Origin of the sequence: Nocardia sp. NPDC051321 (genome assembly GCF_044455225.1) — a bacterium.
Classification (GTDB): Bacteria; Actinomycetota; Actinomycetes; order Mycobacteriales; family Mycobacteriaceae; genus Nocardia.
This window is the reverse complement of record NZ_JBITEM010000007.1, coordinates 261,532-287,070: the sequence shown is the minus strand read 5'-3', so window position 1 is coordinate 287,070 and position 25,539 is coordinate 261,532. Positions and strand designations below refer to the sequence as shown.

The following is a 25,539-nucleotide window of genomic DNA, read 5'->3' as shown; positions in this document are numbered from 1 at the left end:
GGTCGAACGGTACCTGTCGAATCATTCCATCGGCCACGTTCCCCCTCCGCCGCGTGGCCAAACCTGTCCGCCGCGTGGCCGAACCCGCGTGCCACGCGCGCGACCACCCTCGCATGCGCTGGGTCCGACCTGCGGCATTCGCGGGCCCCGCGTGCTTGCGCGGCGCCGCCGCCTCCTGGCCTGACGCTCGTGCCGCTATGCTCCCTCCAGTGTCCAAGTTGACGACGGCAGCGAAACGAATGCTGCTGGGCAGGCCTTTCCGTAGTGATTCGCTTGGCCATACCCTGCTGCCGAAGCGCATCGCCCTCCCGGTGTTCGCCTCCGATGCCATGTCCTCGGTCGCCTACGCGCCGGAAGAAATTTTTCTGGTGTTATCCGCCGCCGGGATCTCGGCCTATGTCTATGCCCCCTGGGTCGGTCTTGCCGTCGCCTTGGTGATGGCGGTGGTCGTAGCAAGCTATCGGCAAAACGTGCACGCCTACCCGTCCGGCGGCGGCGACTACGAGGTCGCGACGACGAACCTCGGGCCGAACGCCGGTCTGACCGTCGGCAGCGCGCTGCTGGTCGACTATGTGCTCACGGTGGCCGTCTCGATTTCCTCGGCCGCCTCCAACATCGGCTCGGCGATTCCGTTCGTCGCCACGCACAAGGTGTTGTTCGCGGTGGTCGCGATCGCCATCCTGACCGCGATCAACCTGCGCGGCATCCGCGAGTCGGGCACCACCTTCGCCATCCCCACCTACGCGTTCATCGTCGGCATGTTCATCATGCTCGGCTGGGGACTGTTCCGGATCTTCATTCTCGGCGACAACCTGCAGGCGGAATCGGCCGGTTTCGGCTTGAAGGCGGAGGACGAGCACCTATACGGGGTCGCCTTCGCCTTTTTGATCGCCCGCTCGTTCTCCTCCGGTTGCGCCGCGCTGACCGGTGTCGAGGCGATCAGCAACGGGGTGCCCGCGTTCCGGAAACCGAAGTCGCGCAATGCCGCGACCACCCTGCTGATGCTCGGCACCATCGCGATCGTGCTGCTGCTCGGCATCATCATCCTGGCCCAGAAGATCGGGATCGTGTACGCGCACAACGACGCCGATCTGATCGGCGCGCCGCCCGGATACCACCAGAAGACGCTGATCGCGCAGCTCGCCGAGACGGTGTTCCACGGGTTCCCGGTCGGGTTCTTCTTCATCACGACGGTGACCGCGCTGATCCTCGTGCTCGCCGCGAACACCGCGTTCAACGGATTCCCGGTGCTCGGTTCGATTCTGGCGCAGGACCGTTACCTGCCCCGGCAGCTGCACACCCGCGGCGACCGGCTGGCGTTCAGCAACGGCATTCTGTTCCTGTCCGGTGCGGCGATCGCGTTCGTTGTGCTGTTCGGCGCCGAGGTCACCAAGCTCATCCAGCTCTACATCGTCGGCGTGTTCGTATCCTTCGTGCTCAGCCAGACCGGCATGCTGCGGCACTGGACCCGATTGCTGCGCACCGAAACCGATCCGGCGCAGCGGTCGCGGATGATGCGGTCCAGGGTGATCAACGCGGTCGGCCTCACCGCGACCGGCGCGGTGCTGATCATCGTGCTCATCACCAAGTTCTTCGCGGGCGCCTACATCGCCATCTGCACCATGGTTGCGATCTTCATCGTGATGAAAATGATTCGCAGGCACTACGATTCGGTGTCGCGCGAGCTGGAAGAGCAGGAGTGGGACGGCGTGCTGCCCAGCCGCTCACACTCGATCGTGCTGGTGTCCAAGCTGCATCTGCCCACCCGGCGCGCGCTGGCCTATGCCCGCGCCACCCGGCCGGACACCCTGGAGGCGATCACCGTGAACGTCGACGAGGCCGACACCAGGGCGCTGGTGCGCGAGTGGGAGCAGAGCGATGTCACCGTGCCGCTCAAGGTGATCGAATCGCCCTACCGCGAAATCACCAAGCCCGTCCTCGATTACGTGAAGCGGGTGCGCAAGGATTCGCCGCGCGATGTGGTGACCGTGTTCATCCCCGAGTACGTGGTCGGGCACTGGTGGGAACAGGTGCTGCACAACCAGAGTGCGTTGCGGCTCAAGGGGCGACTGCTCTTCGAGCCGGGTGTGATGGTCACCAGCGTGCCGTGGCAGTTGAGTTCGTCCACCCGGGCCCGCACGCCCGGCATGGTGAACGCGCCGGGAGCGGTGCGCCGCGGTTACGACGATCGCTCATGACCGATTGGCGCGACACGACTTTCGAGGTGCGCCTCGGCCCGCCGGGACACGGTGGGTTCTGCGTCGGCAGGCACGAGGGCCGCGTGGTGTTCGTGCGGCACGGGCTGCCAGGTGAACTGGTGCGGGTGCGGGTCACCGAGGATCGCGGCGGGTCCTTTTGCCGCGCGGACGCGGTGCAGATCCTCGAGGCATCCCCGGACCGCGTCCCCGCCACCTGCCCGGTCTCCGGCCCCGGTGGCGCGGGTTGCTGCGATTTCTCCTACGCCACGCCGAAAGCCCAACGGGCGCTGAAGGCTTCGGTGGTCGCCGAACAGTTGCGCCGGCTCGCCGGCATCGATCGTGAGATCGTCGTCGAACCGATCACCGGCTCCGGCGACAGCACCGGCGGCTGGCGCACCCGCATACGGCTGGCCGTCGACGCCGAAGGGCGAGCGGGCGTGCACGGCTACCGCAGCACCGAGGTGATCACGGATCTGCGCTGTCCCCAACCGGTTCCGGGTGCGCTGGACGGGATCGCGGATCGATTGTGGACGCCGGGAGCGGATTTGGTGATCGCCGTCGACGGTGACGGCGTGCGCCACCTCATCGAGCTCGCCCCGGCCGCCGACGGGGATCGACGGAAATCACGCGGCGGCGAGTGGCAGCGAGCCGAGCCCGGTGAGCGTCGGGCGGATCAGCGCGGCCGTGACCGCCGTGGGCGCGCCGAGCGCACTGATCGCCGTCGTTCCGGTGCCGAGCGGGCCGACGACCAGGGCGGGCGTGGGCGCGACGACCGTGCCGGTGCGGGGCGCGGCGGCGGAACCGAGCGCGACAACCGTCGCCGTCCGACCGGTAAACCGGGCAGCGAACTGCGCGGCGACGATGCGCCGGGCGGCACCGGGCGCGGACATCGTCGCCGACCTGGTGAGATCGGCGGCGTCTGGAGCGGGGGCACCATTCGACCCGATATCGAGAACGATGAGCACGCCGCCGGTCGCCGCGGCTCCGCCAAACACAACCGCAACCGACACGGCGGGCTCGATCGCCCGGCCGGCGATGACCGAGCCGTCGACGGCCGCGACGAGTTGCGCGGGGTCGATGGACGCCGCGGTGAGGACGCTGGTCGGCGCGGTGACGATGATCGCAGCAAGTCGCCTGGTCGTGACGGCCTGGACGCTGATGGGCGCACCGGTCGGGACGATCGTCGCGACCTCGATGAGTCTGGTGGCGTGGATGATACGCAGGGCAGCTCGCGCGGTCGCGATGAGTCGCGCGGTACTGATGAGCGCCGCGGTCGGCACGGAAGTCGCGCCCCGCGCGATGACGGTGCCGACAGGAATGGTCGGGACGGGCCGCGTGGTACCGACGATCGCGCCGAGGCGCGGTACGACGATGACGGTCGGCTGGAGGCACCGCAGGCTGGGGAACGGCGCAATGCTTCTGCTCGGCGGGCGGCTACGCATGCGGCGCGCGATGAGTGGGTGATCGCTGGGACCGGGCGTGCGGTCGAGTATGTCGCTGGTCGTCGCTGGGAGGTTTCCGCGACCGGCTTCTGGCAGGCGCATCAGGGTGCCGCGCAATGCTATTCGGACCTGGTAGCGGAATGGTCTGGGCTGCACCCCGGCGCCCTGGCCTGGGATTTGTACAGCGGCGCAGGCGTTTTCGCCGCCCGCCTGGCCGACCAGGTCGGCCAGACCGGCGCGGTACTCGCGATAGAGTCCGCCCGCCCGGCGGTCGCCGACGGCACCGCGGCCCTGCGCGACCTGCCATGGCTCGATCTGCACGCCCAGCGAGTAGAGCGCTGGGTCACCGAACGCGTAGGCGGTGCATCCCCCGACGTCATCGTCCTCGACCCGCCCCGCGCGGGCGCGGGCAAGGACGTGATCGCCGCGATCACCACCACCGGCCCCCTCCGCATCATCCACATCGGCTGCGACCCAGCCGCTTTCGCCCGCGACCTAGGCCTCTACCAAGCCGCCGGTTACCGCCTGACCAACCTGCGCGCCTTCGACGCCTTCCCCGGCACCCACCACGTCGAATGCATCGCCCTGCTCGAACCCGCACCCTCGGAGACCTAGCAACGCACGCCCAGCGCCACGCCAGACCTCGGCCGCACACCGGTTGTGTCAGCCGCTCACTGGTTGTGTCAGCCGCACACTAAGTACACGTGGTGTGCGGTTCGCACAAACGGTGAGCATTCTCCAACCTGCCACGCGGACTACAGAATCCGCACTCACACTCGGGTCGCGGTCAGTCGTCGTAGACCGGGGGGCGGCGGTCGCGGCGGGCGCGGATGGCTTCGTCGAAGTTGTCGGTGGTGAGGCGGACGTAGAGTTGGGCCATGCCCTCGTGTTGCATGTGGGATTCGAAGCCGCCCGCTTCCATGCCGCTCCACAGCATGCGTTTGGTGAGTTCGGTGCCGACCCGGCTGAAGCTGATGATGCGGTCGGCCAGGTCGTAGCAGGTTTCGAGGAGTTTGGCGGCGGGCACGGTGCGCGAGACGAGGCCGATGCGTTCGGCCTCGGTGGCGTCGACGTCGCGGCCGGACAGCATGATCTCGAAGGCGCGGGAGGCGCCGATGGCGCGCGGCAGCAGGTAGCTGATGCCGAGTTCGGTGGACGTGAGGCCGTTGTTGATGCCTGCGGCGCGAAAGTAGGCTTCCTCGGCCGCGATTCGGATGTCGGTGGCGACGCTGAGGCAGAATCCGCCGCCGATGGCGGCACCGTTGATCGCGCCGATCACCGGCTGGTTCATCCGCCGCAGCGTGATCATCACATCGTTGAGCAGGTCCATCGACCGGCGCGCGACGCTGGTGAGGGTGAGTCCTTCGACATTGGGCACCTTGCCCGCGCTCTGCAGGTCGGCGCCGGAGCAGAAGCCCTGCCCCGCGCCGGTGAGCACGACGACCCGAATGTCGTTGTCGGCGCTGACTTCTTCCAGCGCCTCGCGCAGCGGGATCATCACGTCGAACGCCATGGCGTTCATCCGATCGGGGCGGTTGAGCGTGACCAGGGCGACGTGCGGTCGCGGTGTGTCGATGAGCACGAACGACATACGAACCCCTAACCAGCGACGGCCTGTCACCGACTTCTCAATATAGGTGGTCCGCGAACCACACTCGTCCGATCGTGATCAAGACGGCGACGCACTTGGTGTCAGCCGAATGACGGCCAGGAGTTTGCCGGTGCCACAAAGGTTTCCGATCGGACGGCGACCCGGTGCACCGGGAACCAGGTGAACAGCACCGCCGCGATGACGGTGAGCACGCCCCAGCCGACGAACCCGCACCCGGCGTACAGCGGATTCGCCTGGTGTGCGGAGGAGTTGAACAGGCCGAACAGCATTGCGCTGCCGTTGATCGCGGCGTGCGCGACGACGCACGGCCAGATGCTGCCGGTGTACATCCGGAGCCAGCCGAGGATGGCGCCGAGCGGCACGCAGAATCCGATGAACGCGACGACGGCCCAGGCGCCGAGGTTCGGATAGTTGTAGCCGAGCAGCGTGAGCGGCGCGTGCCACAGCGCCCAGATCACCCCGGTGGCAATGATTCCGCCGGTGCTGCCGAGGCGGCCGGTGAGCTGCGGCATCAGCCAGCCGCGCCAGCCGAGTTCCTCGCCGAGCGCGAACGGCACGGTGCCGAGGGTCGACACGGTGACCGCGTCGACGACGACGGCCGCCACGATCGCGGGGCTCGGGAAGTCGAAGACGTACACGCCGAACAGCACGCTCAGTCCGAACGCCGCCCAGAGGAACAGTGGCGCGCCGAGCCAGGCGATCACCGTCAGCCAGGCTGTCCGCCGTGGTCGCGCGCCGAGCCGTAACCCGTTCTGCGAGAACAGCGCGGACCAGGGCAGCCGCCGGTAGCGCCACACCGCGAGCACGCCGAGCGCGGGTGCGAACATCATCATCGCGGCACCCGTGTGCAGCCACAAACCGGATTGCAGGCCCTGACCGTCGAGCCATGGTCCGCAGGCGAGCACCCAGGCCGCACCGAACGCGACGAGCAGGAACAGAGCGAAATCCTTGCGACGAGCGATCATCCGACATCCTTAGGACGGCGTGCTGCCTTACCTACTCTGACGCAGCGCGAACACATTCGGTTCCATCGATGTCGAAAGTTCGCATCCAGCCGGATCTGTTCGCGCACATCACCACCGAGACGAACCGATGAACATCCGGACGAACAGCCGCACCGCCGTCGCCGCCCAGCAGAGCGGACGGCTGAGCGGCGCACTCGTCTGCACGGCGTTGGCGGGGGCGGTGGTCGGCAGCGTCGGCGCGCCCCTCATCACGCCGGTCGCCACGGGAATGCACGTGTCCATGGCCGCCGCGCAGTGGACCTTGACGGTGACCCTGTTCAGCGGCGCGATCGCGGGCCCGGTGCTCGGCAGGCTCGGCAGCGGCCCGTACCGCCGCGGCACGATCCTGGCCACCCTCGCCCTGGTCACCGTGGGTGGGTTGCTGACGGTGCTGCCACTTCCGTTCGCGGCGTTGCTGATCGGTCGCGGATTTCAGGGGCTCGCGGTCGCGGTCGGGGCGTTGTTGATGAGTGTCGCCCGCGCACACCTGCCGCCGGAGCGCGCCGCGTCGACGATCGCCGCGTTGTCGGTCGCCTCGACGGTGGGTATCGGGGTCGGCTATCCGGCGATCAGCCTGCTCGACCAACTCGCGGGCCTGCGCGCCGCGTACGGACTCGGGCTCGTCCTCTCGGTAGCCGCGCTGGTCATCGCCTGGCGGACACTGCCCGTCGAGGCGCCGGGGGAGTTGCCCCGGATCGACGTCACCGGCGCGCTGCTGCTCGCGCTCGGCACGCTCGGGCTGCTGCTCGTCGTCGCCGAACCCGCGACATGGGCGACCGCGTGGCTGGCAGGTGGCATCCTCGCCGGTGCTGTCGCGGTCTTGGCCGGGTGGGCGTTGCTCGAACTGCGCACCGACACACCGTTGGTGGACCTGCGGCTACTCGGTCACCGGCCCGTCCTGCGCGCGAACCTGGCGGTACTCGTGGCCGGGACAGGTCTGTACCTGCTGTTCAGCCTATTCACCCGCTATGTGCAGACGCCCACCGCCGCCCGCTACGGATTCGCGCTGCCCGGCGTCGCCGCGGGTGCGGCACTGATCCCGTTCTCGCTGCTCGGGTTCGTCGCCGGAAAGGCGGTGCCGCGTCTCGTCGCGCGCATCACCGAACGGTGGACGTACGCGCTCTCGGCCGGGATCGCCGTTGCCAGCGCACTGCTGTTCGCCGCCGCGGTCCAGTCACTGCTCGCGGTCCTCGCCGCGATCGCGCTGCTCGGCTTCGCCGTCGGCGGCGTCTTCGCGGTGATGCCCAAGCTGGTGCTCGTCGGCGTGCCCCAAGCGGAGACAGCCAGCGTGCTCTCGATCAACCAGATCGCCCGCAGCATTGGCATGAGCATCGGCAGTGCGTTCGCGGGGTTCCTGCTCGCCGCCAGCACCCCGAACGGCGCGCTGCTGCCCACCCAAAACGGGTACCTCACCGCGGCGCTGTGGGCGCTACCGCCGCTGGCCGTCAGCGCAGTGGTCGTCGCGACACACCGACCTAGTCCAGCTGCCAGGTGACCCGGATCCCCGCCGAGATCTCGCTCTCGCCGAGCTCGACCGGAACCGGCGCGGCACCGTAAGCGTCCATCGCGATCGACATCGCCTTCACCCGCGGGATGGAAGGCGGTGCGGCGGAAGTGTTCTCGGTGATCTCGAGCACCGCGCCGAGCGCCCGGCCCGCCCGCGCCGCGAACTGTTCAGCCTTGGCGACCGCGTTCTCCCACGCCGCGTCCCGTGCTTGGACGAGCAGCGACTCCTGGTCGGCGAAGGTGAGGGTCAGCCCACCGAGCCGAACGTCATCGCCGCCCGCGTCGACGGCGTTGGCGATGATCGTCGCGGGACCCGGATCGGCGTCGTCGCCGAGGTTGCGCAACGCGATGGTCAGCGATGTGCTCGCGAGATAGCCGGTGATCCGATTGCCCTGGCCCTCGGTCCACACCGTCTCGGTGTGCACCGACAAGCCACTGGTCGCGATGTCCTTGCCCTCGACACCATCGGACCGCAGCGACCGGGTGACCCCGGCGACCCGCTCGCCGGCCTTGCTGTAGGCGAGCGCTACCTTGCCCGCCCGGCATTCGACGGAAATCGTGACGCGCATCAAATCCGGTGTGGCACGCGCGGTGCCGCTACCGAAAATCGTGACGGTGCCCGCACCGGCGGAATCGGACTTCTCGCTCACGGCATACTCCTCGATCGGTCGGCGGATCAGTCTCACTTCATGTGGTCAACGGCGGAGACAACACAATCGTTCGCGGAGGTGCTCAATAATCGCCGCCGCGCACCGCGATCGCGCGCACCGCCGCGTCCATTTGCGCATACGCCCCCGCCGCCAATCGCTCGAGCAATGCCAGCTTCAACTGCGGCGCGCGCGAGGCGAGTTGATCGAATCGCGCAGGACTCAACACCGCAACCCGCACTCCGGTCTCGGCCCGCGCCTCGTTCACGAACGGCGTCCCCACCAGCATCGGAATCTCCCCGAACGACATCCCGGCCGACAAACTCACCAGCCGGTGTGTCCGATTGTCGCTGCCTTCGAAGGTGATGCGCACCCGGCCCTCGAGGATCAGATACAGCCCGGACCGCGCACTCCCGCGCCGCGCGATCACCTCGCCGCGCGCGAAAGTGCGCACCTCGAACTCCTTGGCCAGCTGCACCCGATCATCGGACTCGAGCGCCGCGAGCGCCTGATGATCCTCGATCGAGATCGACGTGCACACCGGCTCGTCGCCGGGCCGATGCCGCTCGAGCACGATGTCCTCACACCATTCGGTCGCCGTGTCGCGATCGATGAACACCCGGCCGCGCGGATCGTTTGGATCCAGGCTGGACACCAGGTGCCCGAGCTTGGCGTCGGGATCGACCAGCGCCACCCGCACGCCGATCGCCGCGAGCTCGGTCTGCAGATCATCGATCATCCGCACCGCGATCTCGCTCACCTCACCGACCCGGCGCAGATCGACCACCAGCGCTTCGAGCTCACCCGCCTGCGTCTCGATGGTCCGCACCGCACTCTCCGCGCCCGCGAACAACAGATCGCCGTGCAACTCGTACACCCGCGCCCGATGCCCGTGTTCGGCGAGCACCGCGATCTCCTCGGTCGTCCTGCGCAGCCGCGACGGCACCTCGGCCACCGAGTATCCGGCCCGGATCGCCGTCCGCGCCGCCCGCGTGACGTGCAGAAAGTGCAGCTCCAGCCGCTGCGACAGCTCACGGCAGGCCGCGACACCGCGCACGCTGTTGCCGTGCTTGTCCAGCCGGGGGGAGTAGACCGCGATGCCGATCTGCCCCGGCAGCACCGCGACGATGCCACCGCCGACCCCGCTCTTCGCGGGCAGCCCGACGCTGGTCACCCAGTCGCCCGCCGCGTTGTACATGCCGCAGGTGGTCATCACGCTGAGCACCCGCTCGCTCAGCGCCGTCGACAGTGCGCGTTCGCCGGTCACCGGGTTGCGCCCGTTGTTGGCCAGCGTCGCCGCCATCTGCGCGAGGTCGCGGCAGGTCACGTCGAGCGAGCACTGCCGGAAGTAGCGGTCAACCGCCTCGTCCGGATCGGAGTCGATGATGCCGAACGAGCGCAGCATGTAGCCGATCGCGCGATTACGGAAACCGGTGCGCGCTTCGGACGCGTACACCGCCTCGTTCATGCTCAGTTCGCGCCCGGCGAAGCGCGAATAGCAGCGCCGGATGCGCTCGAATCGCTCGACCGGATCCGAGCCGGTGATCAGCGACGCGGCGGTGATCGCGCCCGCGTTGATCATCGGATTGCGCGGTCGCTCGGTCACCGGATCCAAGCTGATCTCGTTGAACGCCTCCCCGGAGGGCTCGACGTCGATGCGCTCGTCCACGAACTCGGTGCCGCGATCGGCAAGCGCGAGCGCGTAGGTGAACGGCTTGGAGATGGACTGGATGGTGAACGAGGTGTCCAGGTCGCCGGTGCCGTAGACCCGTCCGTCGGCGGTGGCCAGGCACAACGCGAACGAATCCGGCTGCGCCGCAGCGAGTTCCGGAATGTAGTCGGCCAGTGTACCGGAATCGTCGGGGCGGCAGAGGTGAAAGACGTCGGTGACGATCCTGGACACCACGCCCGGTTCGATTGTCCGCTGGATCGCCTCTTCGGGCTGGGCCACACGAACACTGTATGCCGAGTACGGTATGCCGAGGCTCACATTTCACCCCTGATGTCGGCAGGTGGGGGTCGTTGCCAGGTGTGGCAGTTGGGTTCTCGTTCGGAAGCACTGCCCGCCGCTCCGTAGACTGATCGGATCAGAAGCGCTATCCGGAGGGAGCGAGTTCAGGTGGGAGTGCTTTCCCGGGTCGACACGCCCGAAGATCTTCGTCCGCTCACCGCACCGCAATTGCGTGAGCTGGCGGACGAGATCCGCGATTTCCTCGTGCAGAAGGTTGCCGCGACCGGTGGGCATCTCGGCCCGAACCTAGGCGTGGTCGAGCTGACCATCGCGCTACACCGGATCTTCGACTCGCCGGCCGACCCGTTGATCTTCGACACCGGGCACCAGGCCTACGTGCACAAGATCCTGACCGGCCGCAAGGGCGATTTCGACACGCTGCGCAAGCAGGGCGGCCTGTCCGGCTACCCGAGCCGCGCCGAGAGCGCGCACGACTGGGTGGAGTCCTCGCACGCCTCCGCGTCGCTGTCCTACGCCGACGGCCTGGCCAAGGCGTTCGCGCTGACCGGGCAGGACCGGCACGTGGTCGCCGTGGTCGGCGACGGCGCGCTCACCGGCGGCATGTGCTGGGAGGCGCTCAACAACATCGCGGGCGCGCCGGACCGGCCGGTGGTGATCGTGGTCAACGACAACGGCCGCTCCTACGCGCCAACCATCGGCGGCCTGGCCGACCGGCTCACCGCGCTGCGCACCCAGCCCGCCTACGAGCACGCCCTCGACGCCGGGAAGCGGATCCTGAAGAGCATCCCGCGGGTCGGCGAGTCCGCGTACTCGATGATGCACGCGGTGAAGGCCGGGATAAAAGACGCGGTGAGCCCGCAGGAGCTGTTCAGCGACCTCGGGATGAAGTACGTCGGCCCGGTCGACGGGCACGACATCGTCGCGCTGGAATCGGCGCTGCGCCGGGCCAAGGACTTCGGCGGCCCGGTCGTGGTGCACGCGGTGACGCAGAAGGGGCACGGGTACGCGCCCGCCGAGAACCACATCGCCGACCAGATGCACGCCTGCGATCCGATCGATCCGCTCACCGGCGTGCCGGTGGGCGGCCCGAAGGCGCTCGGCTGGACGTCGGTGTTCTCCGAGGAGCTCGTCGCGCACGCCGAGCGGCGCGACGACATCGTCGCGATCACCGCGGCCATGCCAGGTCCGACCGGCCTCGCGGCGTTCGGTGAGCGGTTTCCGGAGCGGATGTTCGATGTCGGCATCGCCGAACAGCACGCGATGGCGTCGGCGGCCGGGCTCGCGCTCGGCGGCATGCATCCGGTGGTGGCGATCTATTCGACCTTCCTCAACCGTGCGTTCGATCAGTTGCTGATGGACGTCGCGCTGTTGAAGCAGCCGGTCACCGTGGTGCTGGATCGCTCCGGCATCACCGGACCCGACGGTGCCAGCCACAACGGCATGTGGGATCTGTCCGTGCTCGGCATCGTCCCGGGGATCCGGGTGGCGGCGCCGCGCGATGCGGCGACCCTGCGCGAGGAATTGGCGGAGGCGCTCGCCGTCAACGACGGACCTACCGCGATCCGCTTCCCCAAAGGCAGTGTCGCTGACGATATTTCGGCGGTCGAGCGGCTCGACGGGGTCGATGTGCTCCGGCTTGCCGCCGGCGACCGCACCGCGCTGGACGGCGGCGGATCGGTCCAGGCGGTCCGTGGTGATGTGCTGCTGGTGGCCGTCGGCTCCTTCGCCGAGACCGCCCTGCAAGCCGCGGATCTGCTGGAGGCCGAAGGTGTTTCGGTCACCGTGATCGATCCGCGCTGGGTACTTCCGGTCTCCGACACCCTGGTCAAACTTGCCGAGAACTACCGGCTCGTCGTGACCGTGGAAGACGGCGGGCTACACGGCGGCATCGGCTCGACCCTGTCGGCGCGGTTGCGGAACTCCGGACTGGACATCCCGACCCGCGATCTCGGTGTGCCACAGCAGTTCCTGGATCACGCGTCGCGCGGTGCGGTGCACGCGGAGCTCGGATTGACCGCGCCGGACATCGCCCGACGGATCGGTGGGTGGCTCGCCTCACGGTGAGTCAGGCTCGGTCGCGGTAGATCGAATCACTCGTCCGTCGCGCACGGTTGCGTCCGTGGCGCCTGCCGCGCACGGAATCGCTAGCAATTCGATGCGCGGCTGCACAATTCATGCGCGGCAGGCTCGGCTATCGTTCGATCATCGTGAGCCTTCGCGGCTGTCGTCAAGCGGATCCGCCGCGCCGCCATCGCGTTCGTTGGCGCGAGTTAGTACTCGGCCTTCGCCTTTTTCCTTACACGTCCCCCTACTTCGATCAGGCCGTCCGATCGCGGGGAAGTCTCGATCTGCGAGCCGCGGCCCTGCGAAATGTGCAGGGGGCGACCGAGACTGGCGGTGAGGAGCAGCGCAGCGGCGCCCGTCGCCTCGTCCTCATCGATGCCGTCGCCCCGGCCGGGGAAGGCGCGGGCTCTGATCCGACCGGCCTGCTCGTCCTGCCAGGCCCAGGCGTAGATCCACTCGCCAGGCTCCGGCACCACCAGTGCGTCCACCGCTGCCGCGGAGTCGTACTGGCGCAGGGTGCGCGGCGGTGCCCAGTCGGCTTGCGCCGCAATCCAAGTGAACTCGCCATCGACCCGAGTGCTCACCACGCCTGCTGGCGTGACCAGAGCGGGGACGCCGAGCAGCCAGGCCGTGCCGACGCACGGGTGCCCGGCGAAAGGAAGCCGAAGTGTCGGCGTGTAGATATCGATAACGCCACGCTCAACATCATCGACGAACACGGTCTCGCTGAACCCCAGCTGCCCGGCAAAGGCTTGCCGCTCGCCTTCCGTAGCGACGGCAACACCATCACGCACGACCCCGAGCTCATTGCCGTACCGGCCGTCAGCCCCGCAGAAGACACACAACACGTCGTACTCAGTCACCCCCGTAGTCAACCATTTCCATCACCCACCAAGCTCGAGCCTCCCCTGACGAGGAGGCATCCCTCGTTACGCCAAACCTGGCGAATCCACATTCAGTGGCACATAGTGGCGGCAAACGCCCGAGAAGGGTCTGCCGTGGTGTGCCACTGAATGTGGATTCAGATCTGATAACGCCGTAACGGGATTCGGCCGGTCGGCTACGTTACGGCGAGGACGATGTTTTCCGTGTCGCGGTGATCCTGCGCGCCAAGGAAGCCGGTTTCGCCCTCGATGACATCCGCACGATGTTCACCACGCTCAACCGCTCGACGGTGCTCAGCAGGCAGCGGGACGAATTGCGGGCAGGCATCGCCACCGCACAAGCTTCGCTGGACATGATCGAGCACGCTACGGCCTGCGAGCACGCCGACTTCACCATCTGCCCACACTTCCAAGCGGCCATGTCCGGGCGCCTGCTTCGGCAATAATGCCAAGGATGGACGAGCATACGGTCGAGAATCTGTTCGCCGAACGCCCCGACGCGCTGCGCCTGTTCCGCAGTCTGGCGCCGCGGATCGAAGCGCTCGGTGCGGTCACCACGGCGGTCACCAAGAGCCAGGTCTCCTTCGGCGCGGACCGAAAGTTCGCGTGGCTGTGGCCGACTCCGCGCGCCGAACAGGTGCCCGAGGATGTCCTCATGCTCACCCTCGACCTGCATAAGCCGGTATCGGATCCACTGATCCTCGGTGTGCAGGAGACCTATCCGGGCAAGTGGACCCATCAGATTCGGATCCTCGACGATGCGGTCATCGAGCACGTAGTAAACCAGGGTTGGCTCGAGGCCGCCCACGACTTCGGTATCAAGGACCCGGGATAGAGTCGGGAGTCGCTGCCGCCAAGCGTGTTTCGGCGCGTGCGACTTGACGTCGGCGGAAGTGGCTGCTGCCGATTGTGGTTCAACGGTGCGGCGATGAGGCCCGCCGCCGTTGCGAGGCACGGACTTTCACGCGATTGCCACACACGTTCATCGAGCACCAGGTGCGACCGTGATTGCGGGAGTGATCGTAGAAAGCCCAGCGGCAGCTCGGCTCTCGGCAGGCTTTGAGGCGCGGCCAAGTGCCTGCGGCGACGGCACGACAACGCGACCATGCAGGTCTTCCCGCACGGCGACGGGCACAGTCGCTTCGTCTGGATTCACGACGTGCTGTCGCGGACGCCTTCAGCGGCGGCATGGACGAGCGGCTGCGCATCTTCGAGCAGGTACAGGAAGACGCGGTGACGAGCCCGTCCTGAGCTACTCGGCCGGTTTCGGGGTCAGCGCCGCCGTCAGGTGCGGCACGGCCAGCTCGCGCTGCCAAGGCCTCGCGCCGCCCGACTTCAGGAAGCCGTCGATGGCGGCGGCCAGGTCGTCGGGTGAGTCGGGGACGCGGTCGTAATCGGGCAGTCCGTCCCAGCACAGGCGGCGGACCAGGTCGGGCGAGAGCAGGTTCTCGACGGGGATCGAATGCTCGGTGGACAGCTCACCCATCGCGGTGCGCGCGCGGGTCAACCGGGCCGCAGCGGCCGGGTCGCGGCGCTCCCAGCGGTTCACCGGGGGCGGGCCGTCGAACGGTTGGGTCAGCGGGGGTAGGTCGCTGTCCGCCAGGGTCCTGCCGCGATCGACGGCGGCCAGCCACTCCCGGGAGTACCGGCGCTGGCGCGGTCCGCCGAATATCGGCAGCGCGCGCAGTTGCGCGATGGTCTTCGGGTCGGCGGTCACCGCCGCGACGATCGCGGCGTCCGGCAGGATGCGCGCGGGCGCGACGTCGCGGGCGCGAGCCAGGCTGTCCCGGGTGGTCCACAGTTCGCGGACAACGGCCAGTTGCCTGGTCCGGCGCAGGTTGTGGATGCCTGAGGTGCGCCGCCACCGGTCGGCCTTCGGCGGGGCAGGCTCCGCGGTCCTGACGTGCTCGAATTCCTGTGCCGCCCAGTCGGTTTTGCCTTGCGCCTCGAGGTCGGCGGCGACCGCGTCGCGCAACTCGAGGAGTAGTTCGACGTCGAGCGCCGCGTAATTGAGCCATTCGTCGGGCAGCGGTCGGGTCGACCAGTCGGCCGCGCCGTGCCCCTTGCGTAGCGCGTGGCCGAGCAGGTTCTCGACCATCGCGGCCAGGCCGACGCGTTCGAAACCGGCCAGCCGCCCGCCCAATTCGGTATCGAAGAGGCGCTTGGGACGCAGGCCGAGCTCGGCGAGACCCGGCAGATCCTGGTCCGCCGAATGCAATACCCATTCGAGATCGTTGATCGCGTCGGCCAGCGGCGCGAGCGCGTCGGCGACCGGGATCGGATCGATCAGGAAGGTGCCCGCGCCGTTGCGGCGGAGCTGAATCAGGTAGGCGCGTGCCGAATATCGGAAACCAGAAGCACGTTCGGCGTCGACGGCGAGCGGGCCGGTGCCCGCGGCGAGACGAGCGGCGGCCGCGGTGATTTGAGCGGCGGTGTCCAGTACCGGAGGCACGCCATCCACCGGCGCAAGCAGGGGTGGCGCGCCGGTGGGTTCGGATTCGTCGGGTACGGACATGTTGTTGAACTTTACGTGCAGTGCCGCAGCGGTCGTCGTCCTATCGGGCTTCCGTGTGTCGGGAGCGTTTACTTCAACGCCGCGTCGGCCGCTGGTCTTCCCGGCTACCGGTGATCGTTCGAGAGGTCCGGTCGCATCTGCAACTCGGTGATACCGGCCGGCGGTAGGCCGGCCGCGTAGGCGAGTACCTCGCAGAAACCTTCCACGTGCGGGCGCATGTCGTTGCTGATCGCGGTCCAGGAGGCGCGCAACTCGAGCTGGTGGGCCCGCGGCGGACCTGCGATATCGCCGTAGCGCACCGAACTGGTCGAGGTCACAGTCCCGCCCAGTGCGGTGAACGGTTCCGAGCGCGACTCCAGCGCGTCGACCAGCCAGCTCCACGCCACCTCCGGTAACAGTGGATCGTTGGCGAGCGCGGCATCGATGTCGGCCTGGATATAGGCGACCAGCCGCAGCGTGCCATGCCAGGCGTCGTCACCGTCCGGATCGTGCAACAGGATCAACCTGCCGAACGCGTCGCCTTCCGAATCGACCGGCACCACACCGGTTTCGGGGTGTTTTACCTCAGCACCGAGTGCGTAAGAATAGGGCGCCAGACGTTGCGGCGGGCGGATCGGCGCCAGCTCGATCCGAGGGTGCACGGTAGCGGTGCCCATCGCATCGACCGCGGCGCGAAATTGAGCTGGCTCGCCATGGGGTCCCTCGGTCGCTGCGGCGCCGTCGCGGAAGTCGAGCGGTGTCACGAAGGGGACGGTAGACCTTGTGCACCCGGCACAGTCGGAGGCGCGCCGCTGTATCGACGCCGCGTCCGCGGGCCATTCCGTGCTTCCGCGCGTTGCGCCCTTCGGCGTGTCGCGTTCGGTCGGTGCGGGCGGACGCGGGCGGTGGCGGTGCACCTGCGGGCTTTCGCTTGATGGATGGGATGCGGCGATTGTGCATCGGGTACTGCGGAAAGTGGTCTTCCGGGGAGGTGGCTCGGCGGAGTCGGGTGCGGGTCGATGAACAGGTGCGGTCAGTTCGTGTCACGCCGTATAACGGTCTCAGCGGCGAGCGTCACTTCCGTCGATCTGCCGACTGGAGAGCCGTCGAGGCAGGTGGATGCAGCGGTCACGATTAAGCGGTTCGGTCGCGTCGTTGGTCGGCTGGGTGCGGGCCGCCCGATCTGGGAGCTCGGCTGAGCCGGGAACTGGTGGGGGAGTTCGGCTGAGTCAGGCGGCGGTGTGGGGTGGCTCGACGTAGTCCATTTCACGTCCACGCATGGCACGGCAGGGGCGGGGGCGCGGCCCTTTACGATGAACATTGATGAGCACTCATACTCGCCGCCGCCTGACCGATGCCCCGTTCCTTGCCGCCGCTACCGGGGCGACGCCGAGCAGGCGTCCGGTGTGGTTCATGCGGCAAGCCGGACGGTCGTTGCCCGAGTACCGCGAGCTGCGCAAGGGCGTCGGCATGCTCGAGTCCTGCTTCGATCCGGAGCTGGTGTGCGAGATCACGCTGCAGCCGGTTCGCAGGCACGGTGTGGACGCGGCGATCCTGTTCTCCGACATCGTCGTTCCGCTGAAGGCCGCCGGGATCGATCTCGATATCGTGCCCGGCGTCGGGCCGGTCATCGCGTCGCCGGTGCGCACCGTCGACGATGTGCGCGCGTTGCCGCGGCTGCGGCCGGAGGAAGTTGGCGCGGTCGCCGACGGCGTGCGGCTGCTGGTCGACGCGCTCGGCGAGACGCCGCTGATCGGATTCGCGGGCGCGCCGTTCACGCTCGCGTCGTACCTGGTCGAGGGCGGCCCGAGCAAGAACCACGAGCGCACCAAGGCGATGATGTACGCCGACCCGCAGACCTGGCACGCGTTGCTCGGTGCGCTCACCGACATCACCATCGCCTTTTTGCGGGCCCAACTCGACGCCGGCGTCGACGCCGTCCAGTTGTTCGACTCTTGGGCCGGCGCGCTTTCCCTCGCCGACTACCGGCGCTTCGTGCTGCCGCACTCCGAACGTGTCTTCGCCGAGGTTGCCGACGCGGGTGTGCCGCGCATCCATTTCGGTGTCGGCACCGGCGAGCTGCTCGGTGCGATGGGTGAGGCGGGCGCCGATGTGGTCGGCGTCGACTGGCGGGTGCCGCTCACCGACGCCGTGCGCCGCGTCGGACCCGGAAAAGCGTTGCAGGGCAACCTCGATCCCGCCGTGCTCTTCGCGGGCTCGGCCGCGGTCGACACCGAAGCGCGCCGCATCGCGGCCGAAGCGGACGAGGCGATCACGTTGGGCGCCAAGGGACACATCTTCAACCTCGGCCACGGCGTGCTGCCCGACACCGACCCCGGCGTACTCACGGCATTGGTCGAATTGGTGCACGCACTGTAGTGCTCGCGGAGATAGTCGCGAGCGAACCGCGGCTCGGTTCGACAACGGAACAGCCTGACCCCCGCCCGCCGACTGTGCACCTCGCGGACCCACTTGCCGATACCTGCACCAGCTCCCCTTGATCTTGATCCCGCACCCCACAGGGTCCCTCGTTCATGATCAACGGGACACGGTGGCGGGGTTTCTCGCGTTTCGCCGCCATCATGTCCCGTTGGTCGCGGAACCTGGGGGTTGGACCGGTGGAGGGTGGGGAGGGGGCGGGGGATACCGTCGATGGCATGAGGATCGCGGTGGTCGGTGGTGGGATCAGCGGGTTGGTTGCTGCTTATCGGTTGCGAGTGTTGCTCGGGGGCAAGGCGGAGATTCTGGTGTTGGATCGGGCTGAGCGGGTGGGGGGGATTCTTTATACCGGTGAAGTGGCCGGGGGGCCTTTGGATCTCGGGGCGGAGGCGTTTGTCGGGCGGCGGCCCGAGGTGCCGGAATTGCTGCGGGAGGTGGGGCTCGAGACGCAGTTGGTGACGCCTGCTGGGTTGCGGCCGCTGGTGTGGTCGGGTGGGGTTGCGCACGCATTGCCGGAGCGGACGTTGATGGGGATTCCGACGGATGCCGAGTCGATGCGCGGGTTGGTCGACGCGGAGACGGTGCAGCGGATCGCGGGGGAATCACGGCAGCCGCTGGCCTGGGAGCCCGGCTCGGATATCGACGTGTACTCGTTGGTCGCCGACCGGTTCGGTACGCAAGTGGCTGAGCGGAGTGTGGATCCGTTGCTCGGTGGGGTGTATGCGGGAAGTTCCCGCTCGATCGGGGTGCGTGCGTCGCTGCCGACCCTGGCCGCCGCGTTGGACGACGGTGCGCCCAGCCTCACCCATGCGGTGTCCGTCGCGCTGCCGCCGCCGTCGAATGCCCCGGTGTTCGGAGGCCTCCGTGACGGATATCGAGTGCTGTTGGAAGCGTTGGCGGCGCGCTCCGGTGCGAAGTTCGTCACCGCGACACCGGCCACCCGACTTGCTCGTGGGTTGCGCGGCTGGGTCGTCGACCCGATCGGCGCCGTCGACGCGGTGGTGCTCGCCACGCCTGCCCCGGTGACCGCCCGCCTGCTCGGCACGGTCGCGCCCGACGTCGCCGCACCGCTGGCTGGTATCGAGCTTTCCTCGTCGATCGTTGTCGCCCTTGCCCTTCCACGCGACACCGCACTTCCCCAGAACTCCGGCATCCTGGTAGCCACCGGCGAACCGTTGCGCGCCAAGGCATTCACCCTGTCCAGCCGCAAATGGACCCACCTCGCCGAGCGCGAAACGGCTTTGGTCCGAGTCTCATTCGGCAAATTCGGCGACGACTCCACCCTGTCCTGGTCCGACGCCGACCTGATCACCGCCGCCACCGAGGACTTGTCCACCGTCACCGGCGTCCCCATCAACCCCCTCTCCGCCGTGGTCCAACGCTGGCGCGGCGGCCTCGCCCAATACGCCCCCGGCCACACCGACCGCATCGCCGCCATCGAATCAGCAGTCGCCCCCGTGGACGGCCTCGCCCTCGCGGGCGCCTACCTGCATGGCGTCGGCGTCCCCGCCTGCGTCGCCTCCGGCAACACCGCCGCCCACCGCATCGCCACTGCCGCAAGCTAATTGGGACTGTCCAGGCCGATCTGGTCGTCACGGTGTCACATCGGGTGGGCACCATATCGTTCCGTCACGGCTGCAAGCTGATTCGGTCGCGGTCCAACGCTGGCGCGGTGTCCGCCCCCGCTCGCGCCCGGCCATATGACCGCATCGCCGCCGGCGATTCGGCAGTCGCCCTCTCGCTGGCCTCGCCCTCGCGGGCTTCCTACCTCCACGACGTCGCGTCCGCGCCTGCGTCGCCTTCGCTCACCGCATCGCCTCTGTCGCAAACTGATTCGGCCTTTCTGGCGGCTATCTGGCTGTCGATGTGTTGCCTGGGCGGCGTCGGCACATCGTTTCGCCGCTGGCTGCAAGCTGATTCGGTCATGGTCCAACGCTGGTGTGGCGGGCGCGCCCAGTACGCCTCCCCGGTCACACCGGCCGCGTCGCCGCAATCGAATCTGCAGTAGCTCCCCCGCGACGCCGACCTCCGCGGTGTCGGCGTCCCCGCCTGAGTCACCTCCGCTCGCCGCATCGCCACTGCCGCAAGCTGATTCGGACTCATCGCCGCCTATCGGCCGTTACCACGTTGCGCAGGAAGGCTCGTCGACGTCTGGCGTCGGGAGGTGTCGCGACACCGTTTCGTCGGCGCCGCGCCCCGGCCACCGCAAGCACGTTAGTGATAAGTCGAACCGCCGTTGAGGTTGTTGGCAGGCAGGTGGCGCTGTGCCGGATCAGTCGCTGTCGCATTGCCGGTGGGCCGATGATTCGCGAGCCCTCCGCCCCGCGTGTGCTCGACCCGGACCGAGAAACGTCGCTCACCCGGCGAGTGGCACGATAGGCGGTATGGCGCGACTCGATTATCAGGAACTCAACTCGACTATTCGCTACCTGATGTTCTCCGTGTTTCAGGTGCAGCCGGGGGTGCTCGGTGAGGATCGGGCGGCGGCGATCAAGGAGGCGCGGGCGTTCTTCGAGGGGCTGGCGGATCGTGACGTGGTGGTTCGTGGTGTGTACGACGTCGCGGGGATGCGCGCGGACGCCGATTTCATGATCTGGACGCACGCTGAACGCATCGAGGACCTGCAGGCCGCCTACGCGGATTTCCGTCGCACCACGGAGTTGGGTCGCGCGAGCGCTCCGGTGTGGAGCAACGCCGCGCTGCATCGGCCCGCGGAATTCAACAAGAGCCATCTGCCTGCGTTCTTGACCGGTGAGGAGCCGGGCAATTACATCTGCGTGTACCCGTTCGTTCGGTCCTACGAGTGGTACCTGCTGCCCGACGAGGAGCGCCGCAAGATGCTCGCCGATCACGGCAAGGAGGCCCGCGGCTATCCGGACGTGCGCGCCAACACGGTCAGCTCCTTCGCTCTCGGCGACTACGAATGGATCCTGGCCTTCGAGGCTCCCGAACTGCACCGCATCGTCGACTTGATGCGCGACCTGCGCGCCACCGAGGCCCGCCTGCACGTCCGCGAAGAGGTCCCCTTCTTCACCGGCCCCCGTGTAAAGCTCGACAAGCTCATCAACGCCCTGCCCTGAGCGAGCACACCATGACTGAACTCATCATTGTCGCGCGCGTATCGGCGGCCCCCGAGGACGCCGACGAACTGGAGCGCCGCTTGCGCCTGCTCTCCGACGCCAGCAAAACCGAACCGGGCTGTCTCGAATACGAGGTGTTCCGTTCATCGGAGCGCCCCGAGCAATTCGTCAGCATCGAAAAGTATGCCGACGCAGACGCTTTCGCCGCCCACCGCGCGGCCGAACACTTTCAGAGCATCGGTGTCGCCCAGGTGGTCCCGATGCTGGCAAGCCGCGACATTCAGGTGTATCCCGCCGACGCCCGCATCACCAGCTAGCAATTGGCACGCCCCGGGGTTTCGGGACTTGCCAGCCGATTGCGGGAAACGTACCCTCCGGTCCAGTGCTGAACGCGGATCACTCCGCTGGACTGTCCGAGGGGTGCAGTAACAGCTGGACAGTGCGGCGTCGTTCAACGCTGTGATCGGAATCCCGCGGGCGTCACCCCAGTTGGCCGCGGCGGCGGGTCAGGTACGCGGTCTCGGCGGTGTTGCCCGCCAGCTCGATCGCTTTGTCGTACGCCGCCCGCGACTGCTGACTGCGGCCGAGCCTGCGCAGCAGGTCGGCGCGGGTGGCGTGGTAGGCGTGATAGTCGGCCAGTTTGTTTTCGAGGCGGTCGACGGTCGCGAGTGCCACCTCGGGGCCGTCGAGTTCGGCGAGGGCGATAGCCCGGTTGAGGGCGATGATCGGCGACGGGTCGAGCCGGACGAGCTGGTCGTAGAGGGCGAGGACCTGGGACCAGTCGGTGTCGCGCATGTCGCGGGCGGAGGTGTGCACGGCGTTGATCGCGGCGAGGATCTGGTAGCGACCCGGCGGCACTCCGGTGGCGGCAGCGGCCAGGCGCTCGCGCACCAGCCGGTGGCCCTCCGCGATCAGTGCCTGATCCCAGGCCCCGCGGTCCTGCTCGTCGAGGGCGACGAGTTCGCCGCTGGCCGAGACCCGGGCGGGGCGGCGGGCCTCGATCAGGAGCATCAGTGCGAGCAGCCCGGCCACCTCGCCGTCCTCCGGTAGGAGGGCACGGATCAGGCGGGTGAGCCGGATCGCCTCGGCGGTCAGGTCGTGCCGTACGGGGTCGGTGTCGGAGCCGGTCGCCAGATAGCCCTCGTTGAAGACGAGATAGAGCACGACGAGCACGCCTGCGACACGGGCAGGCAGATCCGCGGCGGACGGCATTCGATAGGGGATGCCTGCCGCTTTGATCTTGGCTTTTGCACGCGTAATCCGTTGCCCCATGGCACTTTCGGTCGCCAGGAAGGCGCGAGCGATCTCGGGCACGGTCAAACCGGCGACCATGCGCAGCGTCAGCGCCAGGCGAGTTTCCATCGCCAGCGCCGGGTGACAGCAGGTGAAGATCAGCCGCAGCCGGTCGTCGTCGATGACGCCGAGAGGCTCGGGCGGGTCGTCGTCGTACACCATCTGAGCCTCCTTGTGTTTGTCGTCGCGCTTGTTCTCGCGCCGGATCCGGTCGATGGCCTTGCGGTTGGCGGTGGTGGTCAGCCAGGCGCCGGGGTTGGGCGGCACGCCGTCGGCAGGCCACCGCTCGACGGCGGTCGCGAACGCCTCGGCCGCCGCCTCCTCTGCGATGTCTAGGTCGCCGAAACGCCTGGTCAGGCTGGCGACTATCCGGGCCCACTCGTCGTGGTGGGCCCGGGTGATCGATGCGTCGACGTCGCTCACCGGAACGGCCGCACCTCGATCTTGCGATCGCAGACCTTGGACGCCTCAGCGGCAAGCGCGAGCGCCACGTCCAGATCGGGCGCCTCCCACACCCAGACACCGGCCAGGTACTCCTTCGACTCGATGAACGGCCCGTCGGTGAATACCGCCTGCTCGCCCCGGTTGTCGATGACCGTGGCCGTGTCGGTGTCGGCGAGTCCGCCCGCGAAAACCCAGTAGCCGTCGGCGATCAGTCGTTCGTTGAACGCGCTGATGGCAGGCTGCCTGTCGGTGCTGCCGGGAGTGCTCTTGTCATCGATTACGGAAACCAGATACTGCATTTGAAGATCATCTCCTGTGGTGTCGAAGTGCAATGGCCCTAGTCCGCGTTCCGGCGCCGCGGCCCGGCGCCCTCGGGAATGTCGCCGTGCAGGTGCGGGATGTACACGAGCTTGTGCGTCTGACCGTCGAGCACGGTCGACTCGACGAGTTCCAGGTCGAACTCCGCCCCGCCGTGCAAAAGAGCCGAATCGCCTGCGCGGCCGGAGATCGCGGGGAACATGATGACCTCGAGCCGGTCGACGAGGCCGGCGGCGAGCAGCGCCCGGTTCAGCGAGATGCTGCCGTGCGAACGCATCGGCACGTCCGTCGTGCGCTTCAGGCGCTCGATCGCCGTCACCGCGTCCTCGTTGAGAACCGTCGAGTTCTGCCACCCGAGCGCCTCTTCGAGCGTGCTGGAGAACACGAGCTTCGGCAGCTTGTTCAGGCTTTCGTAGTAGGGCTCGTCGAACGCGGTTACGAAGTGCCGGAACTGCCGGAACGTCGTCGCGCCGAAGACGAGCACCTGGTCCTGCGCGAAGGTGCGCACCCGGTCCGCGATGATCTCGGGGCCTTCCTTACCCCAGTATCCGGGCCAGCCATTGGCCATGCCGTAACCGTCGAGGCTGCAGAAGAAGTCGACGGTGAAGGTGGTGCTCATGGTGTTATCCCTTGCTCGCGCCGCCCCATTGGGCGGCCTCACCATTGCTACGAACACCATCACCCCGATCCGACACCCCCTCGCAGATTTCTTCGAAGACTTTTCCTGCCGAGGAGCGGGCGGCTCAGCCCTGGCGAGTCGGCCGAATCGTCAGGTCGCCGATTTCCACGTCGTCGGGTTGGTCGATGGCGAAGGCGATCGCCCGAGCCACCGCCGTGGGATCGATACCGAGATCGGCCATGTTCTGCTTGACCTGCTCGCGCACGGCCGGGTCGTCGATGGCGTTGTCGACGAGTTCGGTGCGGACATAACCCGGCGAGATCGAGGTCGTGCGCAGCACCCCGTCGGTGCTTTCCTGTCGCAGGCCCTCGAGGAGGGTGCGCACCGCGTTTTTCGTGCCCGCGTACACCGCTTGGGTGGGGACGATCTTCAGGCCGGCGGTCGAGACGACGGTGACGAGGTGTCCGCTGCCCTGGCGACGGAATACCGGCAGGGCAGCGGCGATCCCGTGCAGGATGCCCTTGACGTTCACGTCGACCATCGCCGACCAGCCCTCGACGTCCAAGTCGGCGACGGGGCTGATTTTGCTGATCCCGGCGTTGCCAACCAGGACGTCCAGACGTCCGAAACGGTCGACGGCGACGGTAACGAGCGACCGGAGGTCTTCGGGATCGGTGACGTCGACGCGCGTGGCGGCCGCTCGCCCACCGGCGGCTTCGATTTCGGCGACCAGCTGGTCGAGCCGGTCGGTGCGGCGGGCGCCGAGTACGACGGCCGCGCCGAGTGCGGCGAGGTGGCGGGCGGTCGCTTCGCCGATTCCGCTGCTGGCGCCGGTGATGGCGACGACCTTGCCGTGAATGGTCACAAGGATCCTCCGTCTAGAGTGGACATATGTCCGGTTACCCAGAAGACCTTAGCGGACAGGTGTCCGCTTCTGTCAAGAGTCGTGGCACGCGGCGTGCGGACGCGCAACGCAACCGCGAACTGATCCTGCGAGCGGCCCGCGATCTCGTGCGCGAGCCGGGAGAGCTGAAACTCAACGCGGTCGCGAAGGCCTGCGGTATCGGGCAGGGCACGCTCTACCGGCACTTTCCGACCCGCGAGGACCTGCTCGCCGAGGTGTATCGCCATGAGGTGGAAGAGCTGGTTGCCGCTGCTCCGCGCCTGCTGGCGACGCACCGGCCGCTGGACGCGCTGGCCGCGTGGTTCGACCGTGTCGCCGCCTACGCCCGGGTCAAGCGTGACGTGTTCGCCGCCGTCGAGGCGGCGACGTGGCGTGACCTCACCGCGCACAGCCTCGGCCCGATCGGCGGGGTGGTGGAATTATTGCTGGCGGCCGGCCGCTCGGACGGCAGCATCCGCGCCGACGCAGAAGCCCGCGACATCATCGTGCTCATCAGCTGGTTGTCGCGGCTGGACGACACCGAACTCGACGTACGAGGGCCGCGGTTGCTGTCGATCCTCGTCGACGGCCTGCGCGCATGCCGTCGCTGAGGCGGATGCACGCGCCGAGGTGTGTGCGA

General features: G+C 68.1%; 23 protein-coding genes. 11 read left to right on the top strand and 12 right to left on the bottom strand.

What is annotated here, in order from left to right:
• Window positions 1-209 precede the first annotated feature (209 nt).
• Together ACIA8C_RS18750 and ACIA8C_RS18745 are read left to right on the top strand one after the other, a co-directional pair.
• The gene (locus ACIA8C_RS18750; RefSeq protein WP_397136172.1) at window positions 210-2,198 is read left to right on the top strand and encodes an APC family permease; all 1,989 of its coding nucleotides are present in this window, start codon (window positions 210-212) and stop codon (window positions 2,196-2,198) included.
• Window positions 2,195-4,255 carry a TRAM domain-containing protein gene (locus ACIA8C_RS18745; protein ID WP_397136170.1) on the top strand — a complete coding sequence of 687 codons (2,061 nt, stop codon included), beginning with the start codon at window positions 2,195-2,197 and terminating at the stop codon, window positions 4,253-4,255. Before ACIA8C_RS18750 ends, ACIA8C_RS18745 begins: the two co-directional genes overlap by 4 nt.
• 172 nt (window positions 4,256-4,427) lie before the next feature.
• Here the strand turns inward: ACIA8C_RS18745 and ACIA8C_RS18740 are convergent, their stop codons facing one another.
• Window positions 4,428-5,231, bottom strand: a complete 804-nt coding sequence (locus tag ACIA8C_RS18740) for an enoyl-CoA hydratase (protein ID WP_397136169.1) — start codon at window positions 5,229-5,231, stop codon at window positions 4,428-4,430.
• Window positions 5,232-5,332: 101 nt separating this feature from the next.
• Complete coding sequence (locus ACIA8C_RS18735; RefSeq protein ID WP_397136167.1) at window positions 5,333-6,217, bottom strand: lysostaphin resistance A-like protein; 885 nt, start codon at window positions 6,215-6,217, stop codon at window positions 5,333-5,335.
• 127 nt (window positions 6,218-6,344) lie between these two features.
• On the opposite strand from ACIA8C_RS18735, the gene ACIA8C_RS18730 reads away from it, so the two are divergent.
• Window positions 6,345-7,751 (top strand): MFS transporter, encoded by a 1,407-nt coding sequence (locus tag ACIA8C_RS18730; protein WP_397136165.1) that lies wholly within the window; start codon window positions 6,345-6,347, stop codon window positions 7,749-7,751.
• Here ACIA8C_RS18730 and ACIA8C_RS18725 read toward each other — a convergent pair.
• A complete protein-coding gene (locus tag ACIA8C_RS18725) occupies window positions 7,732-8,412 on the bottom strand; it encodes an SIMPL domain-containing protein (protein ID WP_397136163.1) in 681 nt (226 codons plus the stop codon). The genes ACIA8C_RS18730 and ACIA8C_RS18725 overlap by 20 nt on opposite strands.
• Window positions 8,413-8,494: 82 nt before the next feature.
• Window positions 8,495-10,360 carry a glutaminase A gene (gene glsA / locus ACIA8C_RS18720; protein WP_397136161.1) on the bottom strand — a complete coding sequence of 622 codons (1,866 nt, stop codon included), beginning with the start codon at window positions 10,358-10,360 and terminating at the stop codon, window positions 8,495-8,497.
• Window positions 10,361-10,528: 168 nt separating this feature from the next.
• On the opposite strand from glsA, the gene dxs reads away from it, so the two are divergent.
• Entirely contained in the window at window positions 10,529-12,445 is a 1,917-nt protein-coding gene (gene dxs / locus ACIA8C_RS18715; RefSeq protein WP_397136159.1) for a 1-deoxy-D-xylulose-5-phosphate synthase, read from the top strand.
• A 206-nt stretch (window positions 12,446-12,651) separates the two neighbouring features.
• Here dxs and ACIA8C_RS18710 read toward each other — a convergent pair whose 3' ends face one another.
• Window positions 12,652-13,308 carry a PhzF family phenazine biosynthesis protein gene (locus tag ACIA8C_RS18710; protein WP_397136157.1) on the bottom strand — a complete coding sequence of 219 codons (657 nt, stop codon included), beginning with the start codon at window positions 13,306-13,308 and terminating at the stop codon, window positions 12,652-12,654.
• A 233-nt stretch (window positions 13,309-13,541) separates the two neighbouring features.
• Here ACIA8C_RS18710 and ACIA8C_RS18705 point away from each other — a divergent pair, with 233 nt between their 5' ends.
• Both ACIA8C_RS18705 and ACIA8C_RS18700 read left to right on the top strand, forming a co-directional pair.
• Complete coding sequence (locus ACIA8C_RS18705; protein ID WP_397136155.1) at window positions 13,542-13,775, top strand: MerR family DNA-binding protein; 234 nt, start codon at window positions 13,542-13,544, stop codon at window positions 13,773-13,775.
• Window positions 13,776-13,783: 8 nt separating this feature from the next.
• The gene (locus tag ACIA8C_RS18700; protein WP_397136153.1) at window positions 13,784-14,164 is read left to right on the top strand and encodes a DUF5655 domain-containing protein; all 381 of its coding nucleotides are present in this window, start codon (window positions 13,784-13,786) and stop codon (window positions 14,162-14,164) included.
• 79 nt (window positions 14,165-14,243) lie between these two features.
• On the opposite strand, the gene ACIA8C_RS18695 is transcribed toward ACIA8C_RS18700, so the two are convergent.
• The 3 genes from ACIA8C_RS18695 to ACIA8C_RS18685 form a co-directional block, all read right to left on the bottom strand.
• Window positions 14,244-14,519 (bottom strand): CGNR zinc finger domain-containing protein, encoded by a 276-nt coding sequence (locus tag ACIA8C_RS18695; protein WP_397136151.1) that lies wholly within the window; start codon window positions 14,517-14,519, stop codon window positions 14,244-14,246.
• A gap of 62 nt (window positions 14,520-14,581) precedes the next feature.
• Window positions 14,582-15,844, bottom strand: coding sequence for an HRDC domain-containing protein (locus tag ACIA8C_RS18690; RefSeq protein WP_397136149.1), 1,263 nt, complete (start codon window positions 15,842-15,844; stop codon window positions 14,582-14,584).
• A gap of 104 nt (window positions 15,845-15,948) precedes the next feature.
• Window positions 15,949-16,587 (bottom strand): DUF3000 domain-containing protein, encoded by a 639-nt coding sequence (locus ACIA8C_RS18685; RefSeq protein ID WP_397136147.1) that lies wholly within the window; start codon window positions 16,585-16,587, stop codon window positions 15,949-15,951.
• Between the two features lie 559 nt (window positions 16,588-17,146).
• On the opposite strand from ACIA8C_RS18685, the gene hemE reads away from it, so the two are divergent.
• From hemE to ACIA8C_RS18665, 4 genes are all read left to right on the top strand, one after another.
• Window positions 17,147-18,202 carry a uroporphyrinogen decarboxylase gene (gene hemE, locus ACIA8C_RS18680; protein ID WP_397136145.1) on the top strand — a complete coding sequence of 352 codons (1,056 nt, stop codon included), beginning with the start codon at window positions 17,147-17,149 and terminating at the stop codon, window positions 18,200-18,202.
• A gap of 278 nt (window positions 18,203-18,480) precedes the next feature.
• Window positions 18,481-19,827 (top strand): protoporphyrinogen oxidase, encoded by a 1,347-nt coding sequence (locus ACIA8C_RS18675; protein ID WP_397136143.1) that lies wholly within the window; start codon window positions 18,481-18,483, stop codon window positions 19,825-19,827.
• Between the two features lie 819 nt (window positions 19,828-20,646).
• Entirely contained in the window at window positions 20,647-21,342 is a 696-nt protein-coding gene (gene hemQ / locus ACIA8C_RS18670; RefSeq protein WP_397136141.1) for a hydrogen peroxide-dependent heme synthase, read from the top strand.
• An 11-nt stretch (window positions 21,343-21,353) separates the two neighbouring features.
• Window positions 21,354-21,659, top strand: a complete 306-nt coding sequence (locus ACIA8C_RS18665) for a putative quinol monooxygenase (RefSeq protein WP_397136139.1) — start codon at window positions 21,354-21,356, stop codon at window positions 21,657-21,659.
• A gap of 163 nt (window positions 21,660-21,822) precedes the next feature.
• Here ACIA8C_RS18665 and ACIA8C_RS18660 read toward each other — a convergent pair whose 3' ends face one another.
• The 4 genes from ACIA8C_RS18660 to ACIA8C_RS18645 all read right to left on the bottom strand — a co-directional run bounded on the left by ACIA8C_RS18660 (window position 21,823) and on the right by ACIA8C_RS18645 (window position 24,881).
• A complete protein-coding gene (locus ACIA8C_RS18660; protein ID WP_397136137.1) occupies window positions 21,823-23,058 on the bottom strand; it encodes an RNA polymerase sigma factor in 1,236 nt (411 codons plus the stop codon).
• Window positions 23,055-23,378 carry a YciI family protein gene (locus tag ACIA8C_RS18655; RefSeq protein WP_397136135.1) on the bottom strand — a complete coding sequence of 108 codons (324 nt, stop codon included), beginning with the start codon at window positions 23,376-23,378 and terminating at the stop codon, window positions 23,055-23,057. The genes ACIA8C_RS18660 and ACIA8C_RS18655 overlap by 4 nt, the downstream gene beginning before the upstream one ends.
• Before the next feature lie 38 nt (window positions 23,379-23,416).
• Complete coding sequence (locus tag ACIA8C_RS18650) at window positions 23,417-24,016, bottom strand: dihydrofolate reductase family protein (RefSeq protein WP_397136133.1); 600 nt, start codon at window positions 24,014-24,016, stop codon at window positions 23,417-23,419.
• A 124-nt stretch (window positions 24,017-24,140) separates the two neighbouring features.
• Window positions 24,141-24,881: an SDR family oxidoreductase gene (locus ACIA8C_RS18645; protein ID WP_397136131.1), complete on the bottom strand. Its 741-nt coding sequence runs from the start codon at window positions 24,879-24,881 to the stop codon at window positions 24,141-24,143.
• A 59-nt stretch (window positions 24,882-24,940) separates the two neighbouring features.
• Between ACIA8C_RS18645 and ACIA8C_RS18640 the strand changes: the two genes are divergently transcribed.
• On the top strand, window positions 24,941-25,510 hold the full coding sequence (locus tag ACIA8C_RS18640; RefSeq protein WP_397136129.1) for a TetR/AcrR family transcriptional regulator: 570 nt from the start codon (window positions 24,941-24,943) through the stop codon (window positions 25,508-25,510).
• Window positions 25,511-25,539 lie beyond the last annotated feature (29 nt).